Source organism: Pseudomonas lini, from assembly GCF_030812475.1.
GTDB classification, from domain to species: Bacteria; Pseudomonadota; Gammaproteobacteria; order Pseudomonadales; family Pseudomonadaceae; genus Aquipseudomonas; species Aquipseudomonas lini_A.
The window spans coordinates 1-23329 of the sequence record NZ_JAUSSR010000004.1 but is presented as its reverse complement, the minus strand read 5'-3'; the positions used below and the strand labels follow the sequence as shown (position 1 = coordinate 23329).

The following is a 23329-nucleotide window of genomic DNA, read 5'->3' as shown; positions in this document are numbered from 1 at the left end:
CAGGGCCAGGCAGGTCAGGAGATGGATGATCATGATGTGCCCCTCCGGTTCGGGGTTTGGTGATGGGTTGAGATTGATCCTACGCTGACGGGTTTTTAGCGGAAGGCATTCGTGGCGATGGTGGATATCGATGTGAGTGATGGTCGGATGTTTTGTGGTGTTCTTGGGGGCCTCTTCGCGAGCAGGCTCGCTCCAACAGGGGGTGTGTCGTTCACGAAACAGTGTCACACCACAAATCCACTGTGGGAGCGAGCCTGCTCGCGAAGAGGCCCCACGCCCCGACACAACATCCAGACGAATGGCCAACCACCGCCACCTATACTCAAATCAGAAGCCTTCAAAACCCCGGATATCCTGTTCGGGGGAAGTCTGTAGGACACCGCGATCGTGAACCTGCGTTGGCTGATCGTCGCCGTGCTGGTGGTGTTGGCGGGGTGCGTCACGCCTGCGCGTGCCCCGGTGCCAGCCCCGCCGGTCGTGGTATCCCAGAGCACTTGGCAGCAGGTGGATAGGGAGATCGTTGCGGCGTCGCAATCGGCCACCGAGCAGGCGAAAATCTACTCGCGCGGTGCCATGGATTACTGGCGAACCCGGGTCTATCAATTGACCGAAGAGAACTTCATCCCCTGGTTCAGCAGTTACTGGACCCAGGAATGGCTATCGATGAAGGTTAGCTGGTACAGCCTCAGCGCCCAGGGCGAGCAGGATGCCTCGGCCAAGCGCCTGGCCGCTTATCTGCTGGAGCAATACCAGCAGCGCGTGCTGGCGCCGGTCGCGGTGGAGATCGATCCCGACCAGATTCTCAATCTGTCTATGGCGTTTTACGTGGACATACTCCAGGAAGAATTGCAGCGCATCTCCCAGCGTTACGGGGTGCCGATGGCCCAGCTCAATGGCCGTATTCAGAAGATTCCGGCCATCGCCCTGGGACCGCCCCCGGCACGGAACGCCTCGCTTTACCAGGTGGTGCATACCCAGCCGCTGAATACCTTGCCGGCGTATGCGGCGCTGATTGACAAGATCCACAAGGCGGGCGGCGACAAGGGGGTGGATAATACCGAGACTGCCATGGCGCCGGTGGCCAGGCGTGCGAGCAAAAGGATCGAAGCCGAAATGGCCCCGCGCGGGGCCGCCAGTGCCGTGGCCGCGGCGGCGGGAAAACTGGCCGGGGCGTTGATTTCCGTGGGCGTGGCGGGCGTACGGGCGATCATTCAGGCCAACGACCGGCCGGACAGCGAAGCGCTGATCCGCAGCAGCCTGGGCAATACGTTCGACAAGGCTTGGGTGAAGCTGGTGCAAAACCCGACGACAGGCGTGATGGCGGGAACGCTGTACATGGCGGCGCAGATCGAAGGCAACCTGGCGAGCAGCGCCGAAGTACCGTCGGTCAGTTCGGGCAGCGGAGCGGTCGATTGGACCGCGACCCAGTCGACTAACCAGCAGATGGCCCCATGACCCAAGGAGAACGACCATGTCCTACATAGATGGCTTTGTCATTGCGGTACCCACCGCCAACCGTGAGCAATTCAAGAAACACGCCGAATCCGCCGCCGCCGTGTTCATCGAGAACGGGGCGCTCAGCCTTGCCGAATGCTGGGGCGACGATGTGCCTGACGGCAAGGTGACGTCGTTTCCCATGGCGGTGAAGCTCAAGGACGACGAAACCGTGGTGTTTTCCTGGATTGTCTGGCCCGACAAGGCCACCCGGGACAAGGGCATGGAAAAGCTCATGGCCGATCCGCGGCTGCGACCCGACGTCAATCCGATGCCGTTCGATGGCCAGCGCATGATCTTCGGCGGTTTTGACATGCTCGTGAAGGCTTGAACCCACGCCAGGATCACTCAGGCGTCGGGGTGATCCTGCAACTCTTGCGTTGACGGATCTCGCTGTCCGACGGCCGCTCCCTGACGAACTCGAAGCGCGGCTCACCTTCGTTGTAATGAACCAGCCAACCCCATTCCAGCTCGGTCTCATCCTGTCCGGGTTTCGGTGGCACGGCCCACCATGGCTCCCTGCTGATGATTTCTCTCATGGCCCCCTCCAGTTGAATCGGTTGGATGAACTATAACTTGGATGTCAGGAGGTGCCACGAATGAGCGACGAATCCCACGAGCCGTTGAAACGACTGTTTTTTGCCCTGGACTGTGCGCCTGCCCAGCGCAAGGCGATTGCCCAATGGCGCGGGGACCTGCAGCTCAGGAGCGGCCGCCCGGTGCCGGCGGAAAACTTTCACCTGACGCTATTGTTTCTGGGCGCGGTCGGCGTGGCGCGGATTGCCGAAATCTGTACGGCCGCCGCGAAGGTCCGAAAACCGGGCGTGCCTTTGCGGGTGGTGCTGGATCGCCTGGATGTCTGGCGCAGGGCAGGGGTGCTGGTGCTGGCGCCGGAGCAGGCACCGCCGGAGTTGTTGCGTCTGGTGTATGCGCTGGAGCAGGCGATGTTGCCGTTCAGGATGGAAGATGCGCCGAAGGAGTTTCGCCCGCACCTCACGTTGATGCGCGACTATCGAATGCCGGTACCTGAATCCGGTACTTCCCCCGAGTTCTTTTTGCGGGCGGAATATTTCACCTTGTTCGAATCCCATAAAGGGCGTTATCGGGCGTTGGCGCAATGGCCGCTGGTTCCGTCGTAGCCATAACAAAAAAAAGGCGCCCGAGGGCGCCAAACTTCACCTGAACCGAGGAAGCCAGGTGAGGCCGTTCGTCAGGGAGGAGGGCAGCGGTGGTAAGGCGCTGCGTGAACCGAAAACGTTGAACAACGCAAAATTTTTTTTATGTCTGGCCCACCCCTGTAGGAGCGAGCCTGCTCGCGAAGGACGTTAACGATGACGTGGGCTGCCTGAATTAATGCGGCGTCCTTGAGTCCATCGCGAGCAGGCTCGCTCCTACAAGTGTCGGCGCCGTTAACAAATCCGGGTTCCACCACGGACCCCTGTGGGAGCGAGACCGGCTTGCCGGCGAAGGCAATTGCAGGTTCAAAGATAAACTCAAGTGAACTACTGACCGAGCTTCACCCGCGTCCACCCCCGGGTCATCACCCGCTGCACGCCAATCGGCATATCCGGAATCGCATACAAGGTCGCCATCACCGCCTGCGACGGATACGACCCCGGATCATTGCGGATCGCCTCATCCACCAAGGGCGTGGCCGCCGCGTTGGCATTGCTGTAGCCGATGTTGTTGGTGATCTCGGCGATGATGTCCGGGCGCATCAGAAAGTTCATGAACAGGTAGGCGTTTTCCACGTTCGCCGCATCCCGCGGGATGGCGACCATGTCGTAGAAACTGCCGGCGCCTTCCTTCGGAATGCCGTAGTCGATCTTCACGGTATCGCCGGCTTCCTGCGCGCGAGCCTTGGCTTGCAGCACGTCGCCGGAGTAACCGACGGCAACGCAGATGTTGCCGTTGGCCAGGTCCGAGATGTACTTCGACGAATGGAAGTAAGCCACCGATGGCCGGATCTTCATGAACAGCGCTTCAGCTTCGGCGATCTGCCCCTTGTCCCGGGAATTGACCGGGTAACCCAGGTAGTGCAGGGCAGCCGGGAGCATCTCGGTCGGCGAATCGAGGAAGCTGATGCCGCACGCCTTCAGTTTTTCCGCGTTTTCCGGTTTGAACAGCAAATCCCAGGAGTTGGTCGGTGCGTTGGCCCCCAGTACTTGTCTGACCTTGTCCGGGTTGAAGCCAATACCGATCGACCCCCACATGTACGGGAAGGCATGCCCGTTATCCGGGTCGCTGGCCGACGCGTTCTTCAGCAGGACCGGGTTGAGGTTTTTCCAGTTCGGCAGCTTCGATTTGTCCAGTTCCTGATAGACCCCGGCCTTGATCTGCTTGGCCAGGAAACTGTTGGACGGCACGACGATGTCGTAGCCGGATTTGCCCGCCAACAACCGTGCTTCCAGGGTTTCGTTGCTATCGAACACATCGTAGGTCACGCGGATGCCGGTCTCGTCTTCGAACTTCTTGACGGTGTCCGGGGCGATGTAATCCGACCAGTTGTAGACGCGCAGTACCTTGTCATTGGCCTGGACGCCGGTAGCCATTGCGCCCAATAAGGACAGTGTCAGCAGAGTCCTGCCAAACATTTTCATCGGTACAAACTCCATTTCTCTTTTATTCAAAAATCACACCCGCCCTACTGTGGGAGCGAGACCGGCTTGCCGGCGATGGACGTTAACGATGACGCGGGCTGCCTGGAAGTACGCGGCCCCCTGTAGGAGCGAGCTTGCTCGCGATGGACGTTAACGATGACGCGGGCTGCCTGGAAGTACGCGGCCCCCCCTGTAGGAGCGAGCTTGCTCGCGATGGACGTTAACGATAACGCGGGCTACCTGGAAGTACGCGGCGCCCTGGAGTCCATCGCGAGCAGGCTCGCTCCTACAGGTGAAGGCGGGCGGCACTAGGCCGTCGCTTCCAGCATTTGCTTTTTCGGCTGCTGCCAGGATTCGCTGGCGGTCTGGTCCATCGCTTCCTGAATCGCCCGCTTGCGGCTAGCTTCAGCACGGCGGCTGAAATACCAGACCATGAAGGTCACGATCGATACCGCCAGCAAAATCAGGCTGGCCACGGCGTTGATCTCGGGTTTGACCCCCAGGCGCACCGCCGAGAACACTTCCATCGGCAGGGTCGTCGAACCCGGGCCCGAGACGAAACTCGCCAGCACCAGGTCATCCAGCGACAGGGCAAACGACATCATGCCGCCGGCCGCCAGTGACGGTGCGATCATAGGGATGGTGATCAGGAAAAACACCTTGAACGGCTTCGCCCCGAGGTCCATGGCCGCTTCTTCGATGGACAGGTCCAGCTCGCGAAGGCGGGCGGAGACTACCACCGCCACATAAGCGGCACAAAACGTGGTGTGGGCGATCCAGATGGTGACGATGCCACGCTCCATCGGCCAACCGATCAATTGCGCCATGGCCACGAACAGCAGCAACAGCGACAGGCCGGTGATCACTTCCGGCATCACCAGCGGCGCTGTCACCAGGCCGCCGAACAAGGTGCGGCCCTTGAAGCGCGTCACCCGGGTCAGCACGAACGCTGCCAGGGTCCCCAGCGCCACCGCGGCAATCGCGGTGTAGCAGGCGATTTCCAGCGAGCGCACCACCGAGCCCATCAGTTGCGTGTTATCGAGCAGGCCTGCGTACCACTTGAACGACCAGCCGCCCCATACGGTTACCAGTTTCGAGGCGTTGAACGAATAGATCACCAGGATCAACATCGGCAAGTAGATGAACGACAGGCCGAAAATCAGCATCAACTTTGAAAATCCGAAGCGTTTCATCCCCGACCCTCCATCTCTTTGGCCTGGCTACGGTTGAACAACAGGATCGGCACGATCAGGATTAACAGCATCACCACCGCCAGCGCAGACGCCACCGGCCAGTCGCGGTTGTTGAAGAACTCCTGCCACAGCACACGACCTATCATCAGGGTCTCGGGACCGCCCAACAGCTCCGGAATCACGAACTCGCCGACCACCGGAATGAACACCAGCATTGAGCCCGCGATGATGCCGTTCCTGGCCAACGGCACGGTGATTTTCCAGAAGTTGTTGAAGTTGCTCGAGCCCAGGTCCGAGGCGGCTTCCAGCAGGCTTTGATCGTGCTTGACCAGGTTGGCGTACAGCGGCAACACCATGAACGGCAAATACGCGTAAACAACGCCTATATAGACCGCGGTATTGGTGTTGAGGATCTCGATCGGGTGGTCGGTCAGCCCGGTCCACATCAGGAAGCCGTTGAGCAAACCGTTGTTGCTGAGGATGCCCATCCACGCATAGACCCGGATCAGGATCGCAGTCCAGGTCGGCATCATGATCAGCAATAGCAGGACGTTCTGGGTTTCCTTGTTGGCTTTGGTGATCGCATAGGCCATCGGGAAGCCGAGCACCAGGCACATCAGGGTGCTGAAAAATGCGACCTTCAACGAGCCGAAGTAGGCCGAGATGTACAACTCATCCTGGGTCAGCAGCGAGTAGTTGCCGAGGTTCAGCAGCAGCTCGAATTTCTGCTCGGCGAAGGTATAGATCTCTGAGTAGGGAGGAATGGCCAGCGCCGCTTCCGAGAAGCTGATCTTCATTACCAGAAAGAACGGCAACAGGAAAAACAGGCACAGCCAGAGGAAAGGGATCCCGATGACGAGCTTACGACCACTCGGCATCAGCCGCAGGAACTGCTGATTGAGTGTGTTCATGAGCGCAGCACCACGCCGCTGTCGTCTTCCCACCACACGTAGACCTTGTCGTCCCAGGTCGGACGGGCGCCACGGCGTTCGGCGTTGGCCATGAACGACTGCACGACCTTGCCCCCAGGCAGCTCGACGTAGAACACCGAGTGGCCGCCGAGGTAGGCGATGTCATGCACCTTGCCCTGGGACCAGTTGTAGCGGGTCTCGGGCCGGGTGGTGCTGACCAGCAGTTTTTCCGGGCGGATGGCGTAGGTGATCGACTTGTCCTGCACCGAGGTGCTGACGCCGTGACCGACGTAGATCTTCTGTTCCAGGTCCGGGCTGTGGATGATTGCGTGACCTTCCAGGTCTTCCACGACCGTGCCGTCGAAGGCGTTCACGTTGCCGATGAACTCGCAGACCATGCGGCTGACCGGCGCTTCATAGATGTCCACCGGGCTGCCGATCTGTGCGATCCAACCCAGGTGCATGATCGCGATGCGCTGGGCCATGGTCATGGCCTCTTCCTGGTCGTGGGTCACCATCACGCAGGTCACGCCAACCCGCTCGATGATTTCCACCAGCTCAAGCTGCATTTGCGAGCGCAGCTTTTTATCCAGCGCGCCCATGGGTTCGTCGAGAAGCAGCAGTTTCGGCCGCTTGGCCAGGGAGCGGGCCAGGGCCACACGCTGACGCTGACCGCCGGACAACTGATGGGGTTTACGTTTGGCGTACTGGGTCATGTGCACCAGGCGCAGCATCTCTTCGACGCGGGCGTCGATTTCGCTGGCGGGCAAACGGTCCTGCTTCAAGCCGAAGGCGATGTTCTGCGCCACCGTCATGTGCGGGAACAGCGCGTAGGACTGGAACATCATGTTGATCGGCCGCTCGTACGGCGGCATGTCGGTGATGTCGACACCGTCGAGCAGAATCCGTCCTTCGGTCGGGCGCTCGAAGCCGGCGAGCATGCGCAGCAGCGTCGATTTGCCCGAGCCGGAACCGCCGAGCAGGGCGAAGATTTCCCCTTGATGGATCTCAAGCGAGACATCGTCCACCGCAGTGGTTTCGTCGAATTTCTTTGTGACGCGGTCGATTTTCACCAGCACCTTTTTCGGTGCCTGGTGACCTTCAAGAGCCTTCCTGTAGACGCTGGAGGCGTTTGCCATGTGAAACTCCCAACAGGTTTCAGTCGTCGGGCCAACGCGGCCTGACTTAAGAGTGGATTGCAAACCCGGGACACCCCCCTGTAGGAGCTGGCTTGCCAGCGAAGGCGTCCTTTCAGCCAACAATGATGTCGACTGGAAGGGCCCTTTCGCTGGCAAGCCAGCTCCTACAGGGGACCGTGTCGCCTGGGCTTATTCGGCACCGCCGTCCTGGCTGCCTGGTCGTACTTGTTGTTATTGCAGTGTGTCGTTTCGCTGGCCACGGACGCGCAAAGGCACGCCCGCCTGACTCGCGGGGGCATAAAAAGGGTGTGTTAAGTCAGCGCCTGTTACGCAGCTCGGCCCGTTGCCGGCACGCCTCGCCAAACGCCTGGAAAATACTCAAATAAGGAGGATTCGAAAGCACCTGCCACTCCGGATGCCACTGCACGCCGACGGCAAAGCCCGGGCTGTTTTCCACCGAAATCGCCTCGATCAAACCATCCGGCGCCACCGCTTCCGAGCGCAAGCCGGGCGCCAGTCGATCGATGCCCTGACTATGAATCGAATTGACCTGGAACACCTGCGGCAGATCCAGCGCTTCGAACACGCCGCCCGGTTGCACCGTCACCCCATGCGCCGGTGCGTATTGCACCGCCAACTCCGGGCTGTCCGCTTCCCGGTGATCGAGCATGCCCGGCAGTTCATGCACCTTCTGATGCAGGCTGCCGCCGAACGCCACGTTCATTTCCTGGAAACCGCGGCAGATACCGAGCACCGGCACACCGGCGGCGATGGCTGCACGCAATAAAGGAAGGGTGGTGGCATCCCGCGCCGGATCATGATCCGTGCCGGGGGCGCTGGCCGGGCCTTGATAGTGGAAGGGTTCCACATTCGAGGGCGAACCGGTCAGCAACAGACCGTCGAGCTGCGCGAGCAGGTCCTCGATGTCGGTCAGGTCGCCTAAGGAGGGAATGACCACGGGCAGCCCCAGCGCCGCGACGCTGACCGCACGCAAGTACTTGTCACCGCTGATGTGGTAGGGGTGCGGGCCAATCTGTTTGACGCACGCTGTAACGCCGATCAATGGCTTGAATGCCATTTTTATCACCTCGAAGTTTCACACTTGAACGAGCTTTTCCGGAGCTTAGCCTTGTTGATTTTAATTAACAACTCTCATGTAAAAAATTCTAAACGCCGCACGTCCGATCCTTAGGAATTATCCAGTGTGCGAGGATGATCTGGCACTCTCGTCCCCAGAAAAGGGCCGAAAATAAAGGGTTAAAGGTCAGGTGTTCGCTATTGACTTCACTTTGCCTTTCGGATTGACTGGGCTCGCAACAAGGTAGTGAACATAATAATTAACAGCTAATAGGTGCATCATGTCGGTCCCTCTGCGTGCCGTTCAACTCAACGAAGCAAACGCATTCCTTAAGAAATATCCTGAGGTTTTGTACGTCGACCTTCTGATTGCGGATATGAACGGTGTGGTGCGCGGCAAGCGCATCGAGCGCACCAGTCTTCATAAGGTCTACGAAAAAGGCATCAACCTGCCGGCGTCTCTGTTTGCCCTGGACATCAACGGTTCCACGGTGGAAAGCACCGGCCTGGGTCTGGACATCGGCGACTCGGACCGGATCTGCTTTCCCATCCCCAACACCCTGAGCATCGAGCCCTGGCAGAAGCGCCCGACCGCGCAACTGCTGATGACCATGCACGAGCTCGAAGGCCAGCCGTTCTTCGCCGACCCACGCGAAGTGCTGCGTCAGGTGGTGAGCAAGTTCGATGACATGGGCCTGACCATCTGCGCCGCGTTCGAGCTCGAGTTCTACCTGATCGACCAGGACAACGTGAACGGTCGCCCACAGTCGCCACGCTCGCCGGTCTCCGGCAAACGTCCGATCTCGACCCAGGTGTATTTGATCGACGACCTGGACGAATACGTCGACTGCCTGCAGGACATCCTCGAAGGTGCGAAAGAGCAGGGCATTCCAGCCGACGCCATCGTCAAGGAAAGCGCCCCGGCGCAATTCGAAGTGAACCTGCATCACGTCAACGACCCGATCAAGGCCTGCGACTACGCGGTGTTGCTCAAGCGTCTGGTGAAAAACATCGCCTACGACCACGAGATGGACACCACCTTCATGGCCAAGCCGTATCCCGGCCAGGCGGGTAATGGCCTGCATGTGCACATTTCGATTCTCGACAAGGAAGGCAACAACATCTTTGCCAGCGAGGATCCCGAGCAGAACGCCGCGCTGCGTCACGCGATCGGCGGTGTGCTCGAGACCCTGCCGGCGCAGATGGCCTTCCTGTGCCCGAACGTCAACTCGTACCGGCGCTTCGGTGCGCAGTTCTACGTGCCGAACTCGCCGAGCTGGGGCATCGACAACCGTACCGTCGCGGTGCGTGTGCCGACCGGTTCCGCGGACGCGGTGCGTATCGAACATCGTGTCGCCGGCGCCGACGCCAACCCGTACCTGCTGATGGCCTCGGTTTTGGCGGGTATCCACCACGGCCTGACCCACGAGATCGAACCGGGCGCACCGGTAGAAGGCAACAGCTACGAGCAGAACGAGCAAAGCCTGCCGAACAACCTGCGCGATGCCCTGCGCGAGCTGGCCGACAGCGAGGTCATGTCGCGATACATCGACCCGATGTACATCGACGTGTTCGTGGCGTGCAAGGAAAGCGAGCTGGCCGAGTTCGAGAACTCCATCTCGGACCTGGAGTACAACTGGTACTTGCACACCGTCTGAAGCGGCACCCCCGATCAACTGTGGGAGCGAGACCGGCTTGCCGGCGAAGGCTGCGGCACATTCATCATTGATGGTGCCTCAGACACCGCTTTCGCTGGCAAGCCAGCTCCTGCAGTGGATCGCTGTCGTTCACATCTTTTGCGTACGACACAAACCCTGTAGGAGCCGGCTTGCCGGCGAAGGTGCCAGACCAGTCACCACCATGTCCCCCGACACCGAAGACCTATCGGCAGACAACCCAACAATCTCCTGCGTCGAGTCACAACCATGACAAACACCCGCAGCGACTGGGAACAACGTTTCCAGTCCCTAACAATAGAAAGCCGCGCCTTCATCGACGGCCAATACCGCCCGGCACTCAGCGGCGCCACCTTCGAATGCATCAGCCCGGTCGACGGCCGGTTTCTGGCCAATGTCGCCAGCACCGACGAAGCCGATGCGAACGAAGCCGTCGCGGTCGCGCGTAGCACCTTCGAATCCGGCGTTTGGGCGCGATTGGCCCCCGCTGAACGCAAGCGCACCCTGATCCGTTTCGCCGACCTGATCCTGGCCAACCAGGAAGAGCTCGCCCTGCTCGAAACCCTCGACATGGGCAAACCCATCAACGACTCGATGAACATCGACATCCCAGCGACCGCCAACGCGATCCGCTGGAGCGCCGAAGCCATCGACAAGCTCTACGATGAAGTCGCCGCCACGCCCCACGATCAACTCGGCCTCATCACCCGTGAACCCGCCGGTGTGGTCGCTGCCATCGTGCCGTGGAATTTCCCGCTGATCATGGCCAGCTGGAAGTTCGCCCCAGCCCTCGCGGCCGGCAACTCGTTCATCCTCAAGCCTTCGGAAAAGTCGCCGCTGACCGCGATCCGCATCGCCCGGCTGGCGCTGGACGCCGGCATCCCCAAAGGCGTGTTCAACGTCCTGCCGGGCTACGGCCACACAGTCGGCAAGGCGCTGGCATTACACATGGATGTCGACGTGCTGGCCTTCACCGGTTCGACCGCGATTGCCAAGCAACTGCTGGTCTACGCCGGGCAAAGCAACATGAAACGCGTCTGGCTCGAAGCCGGGGGCAAAAGCCCGAACGTGGTGTTCGCCGACGCGCCGGACCTGCGCGCGGCAGCACAAGCGGCGGCCGGTGCCATCGCCTTCAACCAGGGCGAAGTCTGCACCGCCGGTTCGCGCCTGCTGGTGGAGCGTTCGATCCGCGAGCAATTCATCCCGCTGCTGGTCGAAGCGCTGCAAGCGTGGAAACCGGGGCACGCCCTCGATCCTGAGACCACCGTCGGCGCGGTCGTCGACCAGCGTCAACTGGACAATGTATTGCGCTACATCCAGGTCGGCAAAGACCAGGGCGCGCAACTGATCGCCGGCGGCAACCGCACGCTCGAAGCCACCGGTGGCCTGTACGTGGAACCGGCGATCTTCGACGGCGTGACCAACGCCATGACCATCGCCCGGGAAGAAATTTTCGGCCCGGTGCTGTCGCTGATCACCTTCGACACCTTCGATGAAGCCCTGGCCATCGCCAACGACAGCATCTTTGGTCTGGCCGCCGGTGTCTGGACCAGCAACCTGAGCAAGGCCCACACCTTCGCCCGGGGCCTGCGCGCCGGCAGCGTCTGGGTCAACCAGTACGACGGCGGCGACATGACCGCGCCGTTCGGCGGGTTCAAGCAGTCGGGTAACGGTCGGGACAAATCGCTGCACGCGTTCGACAAATACACCGAACTCAAAGCGACCTGGATCAAGCTCTGACACCTCTACAACGGCGGTCGCCGGCAGGTGCCAGCGGCCATCGGAGAAACGTATGAAAACAACAACACATGTAAACAGCTACTACGCCGCCACCCGCAACTTCACCGGCGAGTTCCCGGTGCTCGAACAAGCGGTGGACTGCGACGTCTGCGTAATCGGCGCCGGCTACACCGGCCTGTCCTCGGCCCTGTTCCTCTGTGAGGCCGGCTACAGCGTCACCGTACTCGAAGCCGCCAAAGTCGGTTTCGGCGCCAGCGGTCGCAATGGCGGCCAACTGGTCAACTCCTACAGCCGCGACGTCGACGTGATCGAAGAACGCTACGGCGACAAGACCGCCGAAGTCCTCGGCAGCATGATCTTCGAAGGCGCCGACATCATCCGTCAGCGCATACAGCACTACGACATCCAGTGCGACTACCGCCCGGGTGGCATCTTCGCCGCGCTGAACAAAAAGCAACTCAAAGGTCTGGCCGAGCAGAAAAGCAGCTGGGAACGCTACGGCAACAAAAACCTGAAAATGCTCGACGCCGCCGAGATCAAACGCGAAGTAGGCTGCGACAACTACGTCGGCGGCCTGCTCGACCTCCAGGGCGGCCACATCCATCCGCTGAACCTGGCCCTCGGCGAAGCCTCGGCCATCATCGGCCTTGGCGGCAAGATCTACGAACAATCCGCCGCCGTGGAAATCACCTATGGCGAACCGATCACTGTGCGCACCGCCAAAGGCCTGGTCCGCGCCAAATACCTGCTGATCGCCGGCAATGCCTACCTGCCGCAGGACCTGGACAACCGCGTCACCCGCAAAAGCATGCCCTGCGGCTCGCAAATCGTCGTCACCGAACCGCTGTCCGAAACAGTCGCCCGCAGCCTGATCAAAAACAACTACTGCGTCGAAGACTGCAATTACCTGCTCGACTACTACCGCCTTACCGCCGACAACCGCCTGCTCTACGGCGGCGGCGTGGTCTATGGCGCCCGCGAACCGGACGACATCGAACAGCTGATCAAACCGAAGATCCTCAAGACCTTCCCGCAACTCAAGGATGTGAAAATCGCCTACCGCTGGACCGGCAACTTCCTGCTGACCATGTCGCGCATGCCGCAATTTGGCCGCATAGAGAAAAACGCTTACTACATGCAAGGCTACAGCGGCCACGGCGTCACCTGCTCGCACCTGGCCGGCAAACTCATCTCGGAGATGATCCGCGGCGACGCCGAACGCTTCGATGCTTTCGCATCGTTGCCACACATGCCCATGCTCGGCGGCCGCACCTTCCAGGCCCCGCTCACTGCCATGGGCGCCGCGTACTACGCGTTGCGTGACCGTTTCGGCATCTGATCCCGACCCTCCGGCGGCCCTCCCCGAAAGGCTGCCGCCGGATTCAGACCCTCTGCAATTCCCTGTGAGATCGGCGTCGCACACGTGCTACGTCATCCAGTCCTGTCACGACTATCCTGTTACTGAATCGACGACGCCCGGATGCGGCCCCTGTAGGAGCGAGCTCGCTCGCGATGGTCGTTAACGATAACGCGTGTTTGCTGGTTAAACGCGGCGCTCTGTAGGAGCGAGCTTGCTCCGGGCGGCGTTCCGACGATGGTCGTCAACGATAACGCGTGCTTACTGGTTAAACGCGGTGCTCTTGAATCCATCGCGAGCAAGCTCGCCCCTACATCTATGGTTACCTGTTCTTCGCAGGAGATGCCCATGATCCCGCCCGATCTCCAAGCCCCATTACCGGGCCAGCCCCCTGAAGACGCTCAAGAAATCGCAGAATGGCGAGATGCGTTGCTGTCCGTCATCGCCCACGGCGGCGCGGCGCAGGCCAAAAAGATCCTGGACATGCTGGTGGCCGTGGCCAGCGCTTCGGACATCGGCTGGCGGCCCAGTCATGGCACGCCCTACATCAACACCATCAGCGTTGAACAACAACCGGTGTTTCCAGGGGACCTGGCCATCGAGGAGCGTCTGGCATCGATCATGCGCTGGAATGCCCTGGTGATGGTGGCCAGGGCCAATTACGCCTATGGCGAATTGGGCGGGCATATCGCCAGTTACGCCAGCGCCGCAGACCTGTTCGAAGTGGGTTTCAACCACTTCTTCAAGGCGCGCACCGAATCGACCGGCGGTGACCTGGTGTTCTACCAGCCGCACTCGGCGCCAGGCGTCTATGCCAGGGCTTTTCTCGAGGGACGCCTGGAGGAAAGGGATCTGCAGCACTATCGGCAGGAGATCGGCGCGCGCGCCCATGGCGCACGGGGGTTGTCGAGTTATCCGCACCCCTGGCTGATGCCGGACTTCTGGCAGTTCCCGACCGGGTCCATGGGCATCGGTCCGATCAGTTCGATCTACCAGGCGCGCTTCATGCGTTACCTGGAGCACCGCGGCCTGCTGGACACCTGCGGGCGCACCGTCTGGGGGGTGTTTGGCGACGGGGAAATGGATGAACCGGAAAGCATGTCGGCCCTGACGCTGGCGGCACGGGAAGGGCTGGATAATCTGGTCTGGGTGATCAACTGCAACCTCCAGCGCCTGGACGGTCCGGTCCGCGGCAACGGGCGCATCATCGATGAGCTGGAGGCACTGTTCGGCGGTGCCGGCTGGAATGTGATCAAACTGGTCTGGGGCTCAGACTGGGACGCGCTGTTTGCCCGGGATCAGGACGGCGCGCTGGTCCAGGCATTGTCCAGCACCGTCGATGGCCAGTTCCAGACATTCGCGACAAAAGACGGGCGTTTCAACCGCGAGCGATTCTTCGGCCAGAACGAGGCGTTGGCGGCGTTGGCCCAGGGCTTGACCGACGAGCAGATCGACCGCCTCAAGCGCGGAGGTCACGACCTGGTCAAGATTTTTGCCGCGTACCAACATGCACTGCGCGAGGGCAACAAACCCACGGTGATTCTGGCGCACACCAAGAAAGGGTTCGGCATGGGCACTGCCGGGCAGGGCAAGATGACCGTCCATCAGCAGAAGAAACTCGATAACGAGGCCGTGCTCGCATTCCGCAACCGGTTCAACCTGCCGCTGACCGATGAGCAGGCGGTGTCGCTGAGCTTTTTCAAGCCCGGGCAGGACAGTGCTGAAATACGCTACCTGCATGAACGCCGCTGTGCGTTGGGCGGGTACATGCCCTCGCGGCCGGCAACTTCACCATCATTGGCCGTGCCCGATGTCCACAGTTACGCCGGGTTTGCCCTTGCCGCCGAAGGCAAGGAAATGTCCACCACCATGGCCTTCGTGCGGATGCTCGGCGGCCTGCTGCGGGACAAGCAGCTGGGACCGCGCATCGTGCCGATCGTGGCGGATGAAGCGCGCACGTTCGGCATGGCCAGTCTGTTCAAGCAGATCGGTATCTATTCCAGCGTGGGGCAGCGCTATGAACCGGAGGACATCGGTTCGATTCTCAGTTATCGCGAAGCCCTGAACGGGCAGATTCTCGAAGAGGGTATCAGCGAGGCCGGTGCCATCAGTTCCTGGGTGGCCGCCGCGACCAGCTATTCGGTGCATGGATTGCCGATGCTGCCGTTCTACATCTATTACTCGATGTTCGGCTTCCAGCGCGTTGGCGATTTGATCTGGGCGGCGGCGGATCAGCGCGCTCGCGGGTTCCTGCTCGGCGCTACCGCAGGGCGCACCACGCTGGGCGGGGAAGGCCTGCAGCATCAGGACGGCAACAGCCATTTGATGGCGTCGATGGTGCCCAACTGCCGTGCCTACGATCCCGCGTTCGCTGGCGAGTTTGCGCTGATCCTGGATCACGGCATGCGCCAGATGCTGGAGCGGCAGGTCGACGAGTTTTATTACGTCACCTTGATGAACGAAAACTACCCGCAGCCCAACCTGCCTGAAGGCGTCGAACAGGCGATCATCAAGGGCATGTATCTGTTTGCCCGGCATCAGGTCGCGGGGGCACGCGGCTCAGTCCGGCTGTTGGGCTCCGGCGCCATCCTGCGCGAAGTGGTGGCCGCCGCCGAGCTGCTGGCCAGCGAGTGGAACGTCGACAGCCAGGTCTGGAGCGTGACCAGCTACTCAGAGCTGGCACGTGAAGCCCGTGAAGTGGAGCGCTGGAATCGCCTTCATCCCGCACAGCCCCCGCGGCGCAGCCATGTGCAGGCCTCGCTCGACGGGGCAGCGCCGATCGTTGCCTGCACCGATTACGTGCGTGCCTTGCCACAGCTGATCTCCAGCTATCTCGAGGCCCCTTGCACCGTGCTCGGCACCGACGGTTTTGGTCGCAGCGATACCCGCAGCCAGCTGCGCAGGTTTTTTGAAGTGGACCGTTATCAGGTCGTCTTGAGTGCGCTGACGGTACTGGTACACGAGGGCCGCCTCGACGTCGGCGTCTGTGCCGAGGCCATTGTGCGGTATGCCATTGACGCGGATGCAGTGGAACCCTGGAAAGCTTGAAGCCGGGCTTCTGACCAGGTCGACCGGCGTCACCAGGCATGACCACGTGGATATCACGCCGCCGTGATGCAACGAATGCCACGCCAGGGCCTCATATAAAGACGAGCGGAGCCATTGATACCGATGCAATGGCCGATTGCGGTTTCACCCCGACAATAGGTAATTGTTTATATGACGGCTGCTGAAAAGAACCAAGTAACCTGGCTGGTCGAGCAATCCATGCTGCATGCCGCAAGGCAGCGGGCCCGGCTTTACTCCGGGCAAGGCCGGTTGTGGCAACAGCCCTATGCCCATACGCGGCCCCGTGATGCTTCGGCCCTGGCGTCGGTGTGGTTCACCGCGTACCCGGCTTCCATCATCACCCGGGAAGAGGGCACCGTGCTCGAAGCCCTGGGCGATGAAACCCTGTGGCATGCGCTGTCGAAAATCGGTATCCAGGGGATTCACAATGGCCCGCTGAAACGCTCTGGTGGACTGAAAAAAGGCGAATTCACCCCGACGATCGACGGCAATTTCGACCGGATCAGTTTCGACATCGACCCGCAACTGGGCACCGACGCCCAGCTTCACGCGCTGACCCGCATGGCCGCCGCCCACAACGCGGTCATCATTGATGACGTCATCCCTTCGCATACCGGCAAAGGCGCGGATTTTCGCCTGGCTGAAATGGCCTATGAGGACTATCCGGGGCTCTACCATATGGTGGAAATCCGCGAAGAGGACTGGCCGCTGCTGCCGGATATCGCCGAGGGACGTGATTCGCAGAACCTCAGCCCGCCACAGGTCGACATTCTGCGGGACAAACATTACATCGTCGGCCAGTTGCAGCGGGTGATCTTCTTCGAACCCGGGGTCAAGGAAACCGACTGGAGCGCTACGCCGGTGGTTATCGGAGTCGACGGCAAGCCGCGACGCTGGGTCTACCTGCATTATTTCAAGGAGGGGCAACCGTCGTTGAACTGGCTGGACCCGACCTTCGCCGCGCAGCAGATGATCATCGGCGATGCCTTGCATGCGATCGATGTCATGGGCGCGAAGATCCTGCGTCTGGACGCCAACGGCTTTCTCGGCGTAGAACGCAAGCTGGATGGCACCGCGTGGTCCGAAAGCCACCCGTTGTCGATCACCGGCAACCAGTTGCTGGGCGGCGCGATTCGCAAGGCCGGCGGCTTCAGTTTTCAGGAATTGAACCTGACGGTCGACGACATCGCCTCCATGTCCCACGGTGGCGCCGACCTTTCGTATGACTTCATCACCCGACCGGCCTACCAGCACGCGCTGTTGATGGGTGACACCGAATTCTTGCGCTTGATGCTGCGGCAGATGCATAACCTGGGCATCGACCCGGGCTCACTGATCCATGCCTTGCAGAACCATGACGAACTGACCCTGGAACTGGTGCATTTCTGGACCCTGCATGCCCATGACACCTTCCTTTATCAAGGCCAGACCTTTCCCGGCAACATCCTGCGCGAGCACATCCGCGAGCAGATGTACGAACGCCTGGCCGGAGAGCACGCGCCCTATAACCTGAAATTTGTCACCAACGGCGTGTCTTGCACCACCGCCAGCATCATCACCGCGGCGCTCGGCATTCGCGACCTCGATGCGATTACTCCGGCGGATATCCAGCAGATTCGCCAGGTCCATTTGCTGCTGGTGATGTACAACGCCATGCAGCCCGGGGTGTTCGCCCTGTCGGGCTGGGACCTGGTGGGTGCATTGCCGTTGCCGGCGGAGCAGGTCGCCGATTTGATGCTCGACGGCGATACCCGCTGGATTCATCGCGGCGCCTATGACCTGGTCGATCTCAATCCCGACGCACCGCTGTCGGCGGGCCAGATGCCACGGGCGCAAACCTTGTACGGCAGCCTGATCAGTCAATTGGACGACCCGGATTCGTTCGCCTCGCAGCTGCAGAAGATTCTCGCGGCGCGCCGCGCCTACGACATCGCCGCCAGCCGCCAGATCCTGGTGCCGGATGTGGAGCATCCGGGGTTGCTGGTCATGGTTCACGAATTGCCGGCCGGCAAAGGCACGCAAATCACCGCGCTGAACTTCGGCTCGACACCGATCACCGAAACCCTGCATCTGCCTAATATCGCGCCCGGGCCGGTGGTCGACATCATCAATGAACGGGTGGAAGGTGATCTCACGCCGGAGGGCGATTTCACCATCACCCTGGATGCCTATGAAGGGTTGGCGCTGCGGGTGGTCAGTAGTTCGCCGATGATCTAGGGCGGCATTCTCCGGATAAAAAACGTCACTCGTTTTCAGAGTGGCGTTTTTGTTTGTGCATTGTCAGCGCTCAGACCGAAGATCAAAACGGGGTGCACACACATCCTGCGCCCGGCGAGATCAAATGTAGGAGCTGGCTTGCCAGCGAAGAGGCCAGCACGTCCAGCATCGATGTCGCCTGTCACACCGCTTTCGCTGGCAAGCCAGCTCCTACAGGGGATCGGGGTGCACACGCATCCTGCGCCCGGCGAGATCAAATGTAGGAGCTGGCTTGCCAGCGAAGAGGTCAGCACATTCCTTCTGGTCGTCACCCGAGGCCGTCTTGATATGGTCGCCGCTCAAGTACATGACCGAGGCTTTGAGACCGGGCTCGCGAGGCGTCTGTCTTGAAGTAGCGTGATCCATGCACTTTTATAAAGCCCTGATGCGCGCCGCTGCACTATGCGAAGGCAAAACCATGGATGTTGATCCGTGTGCCCTTGCAGCGCCAAGCGCCGGATACGCAGGCCTGAAGGGCTGTCCGCAGGTTCTGGCACAAACGCTGCATAACCCTCAACAGGCCCGCCGCGAATACAGTCGAGTGGGCAGCCCCCTCGGTCAACGACGATCGATACGTGGGCAACATCGGTGAATCAGGCATAGACGTCTGGTTTCAACACCGCAAAAGAACAGGCAAAGACGCCTGGAACCGCAAGGTTTCAGGCGTTTTTTTTTGCATTTTTGAACCGTGACGGGCTTGAGCCGGGTACTACTTATGAATTCCAATGTTGCCGCGTTGAACAAACTGCAAACGCTGGTCGTGATCGGCAATGGCATGGTCGGACATCATTGTGTCGAACAGCTGATCGAGCGCGGTGCCCTTGATCACTATCGGCTGCACGTGTTCAGCGAGGAGCCGATGCGCGCCTACGACCGTGTGCACCTTTCCGAGTATTTCACCGGCCGTGATGCCGAGTCGCTGGCGTTGTCCGACGCGGCGCTGTACCAGACCCCGGGCGTTACCCTGCACCTGGGCGTGCCGGTGCTGGAAATCGACCGCGCCCGCCGCCAGGTGATCACCGCGCAAGGTTGCGTCGCCTACGACAAGCTGGTGCTGGCGACCGGTTCCTATCCCTTCGTACCGCCGATCGAAGGCGCCGAGGGCGACTCGCGCCTGGTCTACCGCACCCTGGAAGACCTCGATGCGATCCGTGCCGCGGCCGCCAACGCCCGCCGCGGCGTGGTGGTCGGCGGTGGCCTGCTCGGCCTTGAGGCCGCCAACGCGCTGAAAAGCCTGGGTCTGGAAGCCCATGTGGTGGAGTTCGCCCCGCGCTTGATGCCGGTGCAACTGGACGAGATGGGTGGCCTGGCGCTCAAGTCGCAGATCGAACGGCTGGGCGTCGGTGTGCACCTGTCCCGCGCCACCCAATCGATCAGTGCGGGCCAGGACTACCGCTACCGCATGAACTTCGCCAACGACGAATTTCTCGAAACCGACCTGGTGGTGTTCTCCGCCGGTATCCGTGCGCAAGATGCGCTGGCCCGTCAATGCGCGCTGGACATCGGCCCGCGCGGTGGCGTGGTGATTGACGACCACTGCCTGAGCATCGACCCGAACATCTACGCGATCGGCGAGTGCGCCTCCTGGAACGGCAGCCTGTTCGGCCTGGTCGCCCCCGGCTACCAGATGGCGCGCAGCGTCGCGGCGCGCTTGTGCCACCAGGTCGCCGAGCCGTTCACCGGTGCCGACATGTCGACCAAACTCAAATTGCTGGGGGTCGATGTCGGCTCCATCGGCGACGCCCACGGCAACACACCCGGCGCGCGCAGCTATCAGTTCATCGACGAAACCAGCGCCAGCTATCGACGCCTGGTGGTGGATGCCACTGGCAAGCATGTACTCGGGGCGGTGCTGGTCGGCGACAACAGCTATTACGACACCCTGCTGCAATACATGCAGAACGCCATCGCGCTGCCATCGGAACCGGCCAGCCTGATTTTGCCCTCATCCGAAGGCGCGCCGACCCTGGGTCCCGGCGCGTTGCCCGAGTCGGCCACGGTGTGCTCGTGCCATAACGTCACCAAGGGTTCCATTTGCTCGGCCATCGACGGTGGCTGCACCGACCTCGGCCTGCTCAAGGCGCAGACCAAGGCCTGCACCGGTTGCGGCGGTTGCGCCGGGTTGCTCAAGCAGGTGTTCGAGCATGAACTGATTGCCCGTGGCGTTAGCGTCGACAAGAGCCTGTGCGAACATTTCGCCTATACCCGCCAGGAGCTGTACGCCCTGGTGCGCGTGGAAGGGGTGATCACTTTCGAAGAACTGTTGGCCAGACACGGCCGTGGCCACACCGGCTGCGATGTGTGCAAACCGGCGGTGGGGTCGATCCTCGCTTCGTGCTGGAACCAGCCGATCATGGACGCCTCGCTGGTGCCGTTGCAGGACACCAACGACACTTTCATGGCCAACATGCAGAAGAACGGCACCTACTCGGTGGTGCCACGCATTCCCGGCGGCGAAATCACCGCCGACAAACTGATCGCCATCGGTGTGGTGGCGAAGAAATATGACCTCTACACCAAAATCACTGGCGGCCAGCGCATCGACCTGTTTGGCGCGCAGTTGCACGAGTTGCCGGACATCTGGGCCGAACTGATCGAAGCCGGCTTCGAGACCGGCCACGCCTACGGCAAATCGACCCGCACGGTGAAGTCCTGCGTCGGCAGTACCTGGTGCCGTTATGGCGTGCAGGACAGCGTGCAGATGGCCCTGACCATCGAGGACCGCTACAAGGGCCTGCGCTCGCCGCACAAGCTCAAGTTCGCCGTGTCCGGCTGCACCCGTGAATGCGCCGAAGCACAAAGCAAGGACGTTGGCGTGATCGCCACGGAGAAGGGTTGGAACCTCTACATTGCCGGCAATGGCGGCATGCGCCCGCGTCACGCCGAGCTGTTCGCCACCGACCTCGACGATGCGACCCTGATCCGCTACATCGACCGCTTCCTGATGTTCTACATCCGCACCGCCGACAAACTGCAGCGCACCTCGGTCTGGCGCGAAAGCCTGGAAGGCGGCCTGGATTATCTCAAGGACGTGATCATCAACGACAGCCTGGGCCTGGGCGCCGAACTCGAGTCGCAGATGCAGTTGGTGGTCAATCGCTACGAATGTGAATGGGTCAACGCCCTCAAGGACCCGGAAAAACTCAAGCGTTTTCGCACCTTCGTCAACGATAAACGCCCGGACCCGGACATCCACTTTGTCCAGGAACGCGGCCAGCGGCGCCCGATCATGGCCGCCGAACTCAACCTTATCCCTGTCATCGAGGAGATTGTCTGATGAGCCAGTCCACTACCCAGCGTGTCGAATCCCTGGCCAACACCGATGTCTGGCAATCGGTGTGCGAGCAACAGGACCTGGTCAGCAACTCCGGCGTGGTCGTCTGGCTCGACGGCGCACAAGTGGCGCTGTTCTACCTGCCGAGCGTTCACGGCAAGACGCTGTACGCCATCGACAACCATGACCCGCAATCCGGGGCGAACGTCATCGGTCGCGGCCTGGTCGGCAGCATCAAGGGTGACCTGGTCGTTGCCTCGCCGATCTACAAGCAGCACTTTCGTCTGGAGGACGGCAGTTGCCTGGAATACCCGCAGCAGCGTCTGCGGGTGTGGCCGGTGCGCTTGAATGACGGCGTGGTGGAGGTGGGGGTGGCTTGATGCCACGCTCCTTCGGGTCAGGACGCAACAGTATCGGAGACTCTTATGAAAACAGCCGCACAGTTACTTAAGCTGAAGGTGGTGCAAAACCGCCAGGTGCACAGCGTCGCGCCAGACGTGATGGTCCTTGAAGCGCTGAAGATCATGGCCGAAAAGAACGTCGGCGCGCTGCCGGTCATTGAAGACGGGCAGGTGGTGGGCGTGATCAGCGAGCGCGACTACGCACGCAAGGTGGTGCTGCAGGGACGCTCGTCGGTCGGCACCCCGGTCAGGGCCATCATGAGTGCGCCGGTAGTCACGGCGGACAGCCAGCACAGCATCGAGCGGTGCATGGCGGTCATGACCGACAGCCACCTGCGCCATCTGCCGGTGGTGGAGGGCGGTGAACTGATCGGGCTGTTGTCGATCGGTGACCTGGTCAAGGAAGCCATCGTTGAGCAGGCCGATTTGATCCGGCAACTGGAGCACTACATTCGCGGGCACTGATCGGTCCGGCGCCAGGGTGTGGGGCTTTCTTGATCGGTGTCAACCGGGTGGGGCGTCCGGCTGTGTAGTCTGCAGAGACACCCCGCCAGTGGCGCTCATCATGATCTATCCGCTGATTCTGACCCTGCATCTGTTTGCCGCCCTGATCTTCATCGGCACTGTGTTCTTCGAAGTGCTGTTTCTGGAAAGCATCCGCAAACAGCTGCCGGCCAGAGTAATGCTGCTGGTCGAGCAGGGGATCGGCCGCCGGGCCCGCACCTTGATGCCGTGGGTGCTGCTGGTGTTGTTCGGCGCGGGGCTGGGCATGGTCTGGCTGCGCTACCTGCCAGCCCTCGCGGCACCCCTGGCGTCATCGTTCGGCACCTTGCTGGCGTTGAAAATCGCGGTCGCCGCCAGCGTGCTCCTGCATTTCCTGACAGCCATGTTCTTGTTCAAGAGCGGCCGGATGAATGCTCGCTACCTGCATTTCATCCACGGCAGCCTGTTCTGCCACATGATCGTTATCGTGCTGCTGGCCAAGGGCATGTTTTACCTGACGTGGTGATCGCCAAGGACACAAAATCGGCGAACGCCACCGATCCCCTGTAGGAGCTGGCTTGCCAGCGAAAGCGGTCTGTCAGCCAACAACTCTGCTGCATGTGACGCCGCCTTCGCCGGCAAGCCGGCTCCTACAGGGG

The 23329-nt window shown here is 61.2% G+C and carries 18 protein-coding genes; 12 read left to right on the top strand and 6 right to left on the bottom strand.

Going from position 1 to position 23329, the window contains the following annotated elements:
- Positions 1-387: 387 nt before the first annotated feature.
- Positions 388-1455: a hypothetical protein gene (locus J2W17_RS08905; protein WP_307332501.1), complete on the top strand. Its 1068-nt coding sequence runs from the start codon at positions 388-390 to the stop codon at positions 1453-1455.
- 16 nt (positions 1456-1471) lie between these two features.
- Complete coding sequence (locus J2W17_RS08900; RefSeq protein ID WP_307332497.1) at positions 1472-1825, top strand: DUF1428 domain-containing protein; 354 nt, start codon at positions 1472-1474, stop codon at positions 1823-1825.
- 13 nt (positions 1826-1838) lie between these two features.
- Here J2W17_RS08900 and J2W17_RS08895 read toward each other — a convergent pair whose 3' ends face one another.
- Entirely contained in the window at positions 1839-2033 is a 195-nt protein-coding gene (locus tag J2W17_RS08895; protein WP_307332494.1) for a hypothetical protein, read from the bottom strand.
- Positions 2034-2093: 60 nt separating this feature from the next.
- Here J2W17_RS08895 and thpR point away from each other — a divergent pair, with 60 nt between their 5' ends.
- Complete coding sequence (gene thpR, locus J2W17_RS08890) at positions 2094-2633, top strand: RNA 2',3'-cyclic phosphodiesterase (protein WP_307332491.1); 540 nt, start codon at positions 2094-2096, stop codon at positions 2631-2633.
- Positions 2634-2996: 363 nt separating this feature from the next.
- Here the strand turns inward: thpR and J2W17_RS08885 are convergent, their stop codons facing one another.
- From J2W17_RS08885 to J2W17_RS08865, 5 genes are all read right to left on the bottom strand, one after another.
- Positions 2997-4094 (bottom strand): polyamine ABC transporter substrate-binding protein, encoded by a 1098-nt coding sequence (locus J2W17_RS08885; RefSeq protein ID WP_307332488.1) that lies wholly within the window; start codon positions 4092-4094, stop codon positions 2997-2999.
- A 308-nt stretch (positions 4095-4402) separates the two neighbouring features.
- Positions 4403-5287 (bottom strand): ABC transporter permease subunit, encoded by an 885-nt coding sequence (locus J2W17_RS08880; protein ID WP_307332486.1) that lies wholly within the window; start codon positions 5285-5287, stop codon positions 4403-4405.
- Positions 5284-6165 carry an ABC transporter permease subunit gene (locus J2W17_RS08875; protein ID WP_307333325.1) on the bottom strand — a complete coding sequence of 294 codons (882 nt, stop codon included), beginning with the start codon at positions 6163-6165 and terminating at the stop codon, positions 5284-5286. The genes J2W17_RS08880 and J2W17_RS08875 overlap by 4 nt, the downstream gene beginning before the upstream one ends.
- 29 nt (positions 6166-6194) lie before the next feature.
- On the bottom strand, positions 6195-7337 hold the full coding sequence (potA, locus tag J2W17_RS08870; RefSeq protein ID WP_307332482.1) for a polyamine ABC transporter ATP-binding protein: 1143 nt from the start codon (positions 7335-7337) through the stop codon (positions 6195-6197).
- 316 nt (positions 7338-7653) lie between these two features.
- Positions 7654-8415 (bottom strand): gamma-glutamyl-gamma-aminobutyrate hydrolase family protein, encoded by a 762-nt coding sequence (locus tag J2W17_RS08865; protein WP_307332479.1) that lies wholly within the window; start codon positions 8413-8415, stop codon positions 7654-7656.
- 280 nt (positions 8416-8695) lie between these two features.
- Here J2W17_RS08865 and J2W17_RS08860 point away from each other — a divergent pair, with 280 nt between their 5' ends.
- The 9 genes from J2W17_RS08860 to J2W17_RS08820 all read left to right on the top strand — a co-directional run bounded on the left by J2W17_RS08860 (position 8696) and on the right by J2W17_RS08820 (position 23196).
- Positions 8696-10072 carry a glutamine synthetase family protein gene (locus J2W17_RS08860; RefSeq protein WP_307332476.1) on the top strand — a complete coding sequence of 459 codons (1377 nt, stop codon included), beginning with the start codon at positions 8696-8698 and terminating at the stop codon, positions 10070-10072.
- 267 nt (positions 10073-10339) lie between these two features.
- A complete protein-coding gene (locus tag J2W17_RS08855; protein ID WP_307332473.1) occupies positions 10340-11830 on the top strand; it encodes an aldehyde dehydrogenase in 1491 nt (496 codons plus the stop codon).
- 52 nt (positions 11831-11882) lie between these two features.
- The gene (locus tag J2W17_RS08850) at positions 11883-13169 is read left to right on the top strand and encodes an NAD(P)/FAD-dependent oxidoreductase (RefSeq protein WP_307332468.1); all 1287 of its coding nucleotides are present in this window, start codon (positions 11883-11885) and stop codon (positions 13167-13169) included.
- A gap of 366 nt (positions 13170-13535) precedes the next feature.
- Positions 13536-16235, top strand: coding sequence for an alpha-ketoglutarate dehydrogenase (mdeB, locus tag J2W17_RS08845; RefSeq protein ID WP_307332464.1), 2700 nt, complete (start codon positions 13536-13538; stop codon positions 16233-16235).
- Between the two features lie 171 nt (positions 16236-16406).
- Positions 16407-18473 carry a maltose alpha-D-glucosyltransferase gene (gene treS, locus J2W17_RS08840; RefSeq protein ID WP_307332461.1) on the top strand — a complete coding sequence of 689 codons (2067 nt, stop codon included), beginning with the start codon at positions 16407-16409 and terminating at the stop codon, positions 18471-18473.
- Between the two features lie 754 nt (positions 18474-19227).
- Positions 19228-21789 (top strand): nitrite reductase large subunit NirB, encoded by a 2562-nt coding sequence (gene nirB / locus J2W17_RS08835; RefSeq protein WP_307332458.1) that lies wholly within the window; start codon positions 19228-19230, stop codon positions 21787-21789.
- Positions 21789-22166, top strand: a complete 378-nt coding sequence (gene nirD, locus J2W17_RS08830; RefSeq protein WP_307332455.1) for a nitrite reductase small subunit NirD — start codon at positions 21789-21791, stop codon at positions 22164-22166. Before nirB ends, nirD begins: the two co-directional genes overlap by 1 nt.
- 45 nt (positions 22167-22211) lie before the next feature.
- Positions 22212-22652, top strand: coding sequence for a CBS domain-containing protein (locus J2W17_RS08825; RefSeq protein ID WP_150767278.1), 441 nt, complete (start codon positions 22212-22214; stop codon positions 22650-22652).
- A 100-nt stretch (positions 22653-22752) separates the two neighbouring features.
- A complete protein-coding gene (locus tag J2W17_RS08820; RefSeq protein ID WP_307332450.1) occupies positions 22753-23196 on the top strand; it encodes a CopD family copper resistance protein in 444 nt (147 codons plus the stop codon).
- The last annotated feature ends 133 nt before the right edge of the window (positions 23197-23329 follow it).

Coding starts and splice junctions, on each gene's coding strand:
- J2W17_RS08860 (WP_307332476.1), top strand. CDS start 8,696: ATGTCGGTCCCTCTGCGTGCCGTTCAACTCAACGAAGCAAACGCATTC.
- mdeB (WP_307332464.1), top strand. CDS start 13,536: ATGATCCCGCCCGATCTCCAAGCCCCATTACCGGGCCAGCCCCCTGAA.
- J2W17_RS08885 (WP_307332488.1), bottom strand. CDS start 4,094: ATGAAAATGTTTGGCAGGACTCTGCTGACACTGTCCTTATTGGGCGCA.
- J2W17_RS08855 (WP_307332473.1), top strand. CDS start 10,340: ATGACAAACACCCGCAGCGACTGGGAACAACGTTTCCAGTCCCTAACA.
- potA (WP_307332482.1), bottom strand. CDS start 7,337: ATGGCAAACGCCTCCAGCGTCTACAGGAAGGCTCTTGAAGGTCACCAG.
- nirB (WP_307332458.1), top strand. CDS start 19,228: ATGAATTCCAATGTTGCCGCGTTGAACAAACTGCAAACGCTGGTCGTG.
- J2W17_RS08875 (WP_307333325.1), bottom strand. CDS start 6,165: ATGCCGAGTGGTCGTAAGCTCGTCATCGGGATCCCTTTCCTCTGGCTG.
- thpR (WP_307332491.1), top strand. CDS start 2,094: ATGAGCGACGAATCCCACGAGCCGTTGAAACGACTGTTTTTTGCCCTG.
- J2W17_RS08880 (WP_307332486.1), bottom strand. CDS start 5,287: ATGAAACGCTTCGGATTTTCAAAGTTGATGCTGATTTTCGGCCTGTCG.
- J2W17_RS08850 (WP_307332468.1), top strand. CDS start 11,883: ATGAAAACAACAACACATGTAAACAGCTACTACGCCGCCACCCGCAAC.
- J2W17_RS08895 (WP_307332494.1), bottom strand. CDS start 2,033: ATGAGAGAAATCATCAGCAGGGAGCCATGGTGGGCCGTGCCACCGAAA.
- J2W17_RS08865 (WP_307332479.1), bottom strand. CDS start 8,415: ATGGCATTCAAGCCATTGATCGGCGTTACAGCGTGCGTCAAACAGATT.
- J2W17_RS08900 (WP_307332497.1), top strand. CDS start 1,472: ATGTCCTACATAGATGGCTTTGTCATTGCGGTACCCACCGCCAACCGT.
- nirD (WP_307332455.1), top strand. CDS start 21,789: ATGAGCCAGTCCACTACCCAGCGTGTCGAATCCCTGGCCAACACCGAT.
- J2W17_RS08820 (WP_307332450.1), top strand. CDS start 22,753: ATGATCTATCCGCTGATTCTGACCCTGCATCTGTTTGCCGCCCTGATC.
- treS (WP_307332461.1), top strand. CDS start 16,407: ATGACGGCTGCTGAAAAGAACCAAGTAACCTGGCTGGTCGAGCAATCC.
- J2W17_RS08825 (WP_150767278.1), top strand. CDS start 22,212: ATGAAAACAGCCGCACAGTTACTTAAGCTGAAGGTGGTGCAAAACCGC.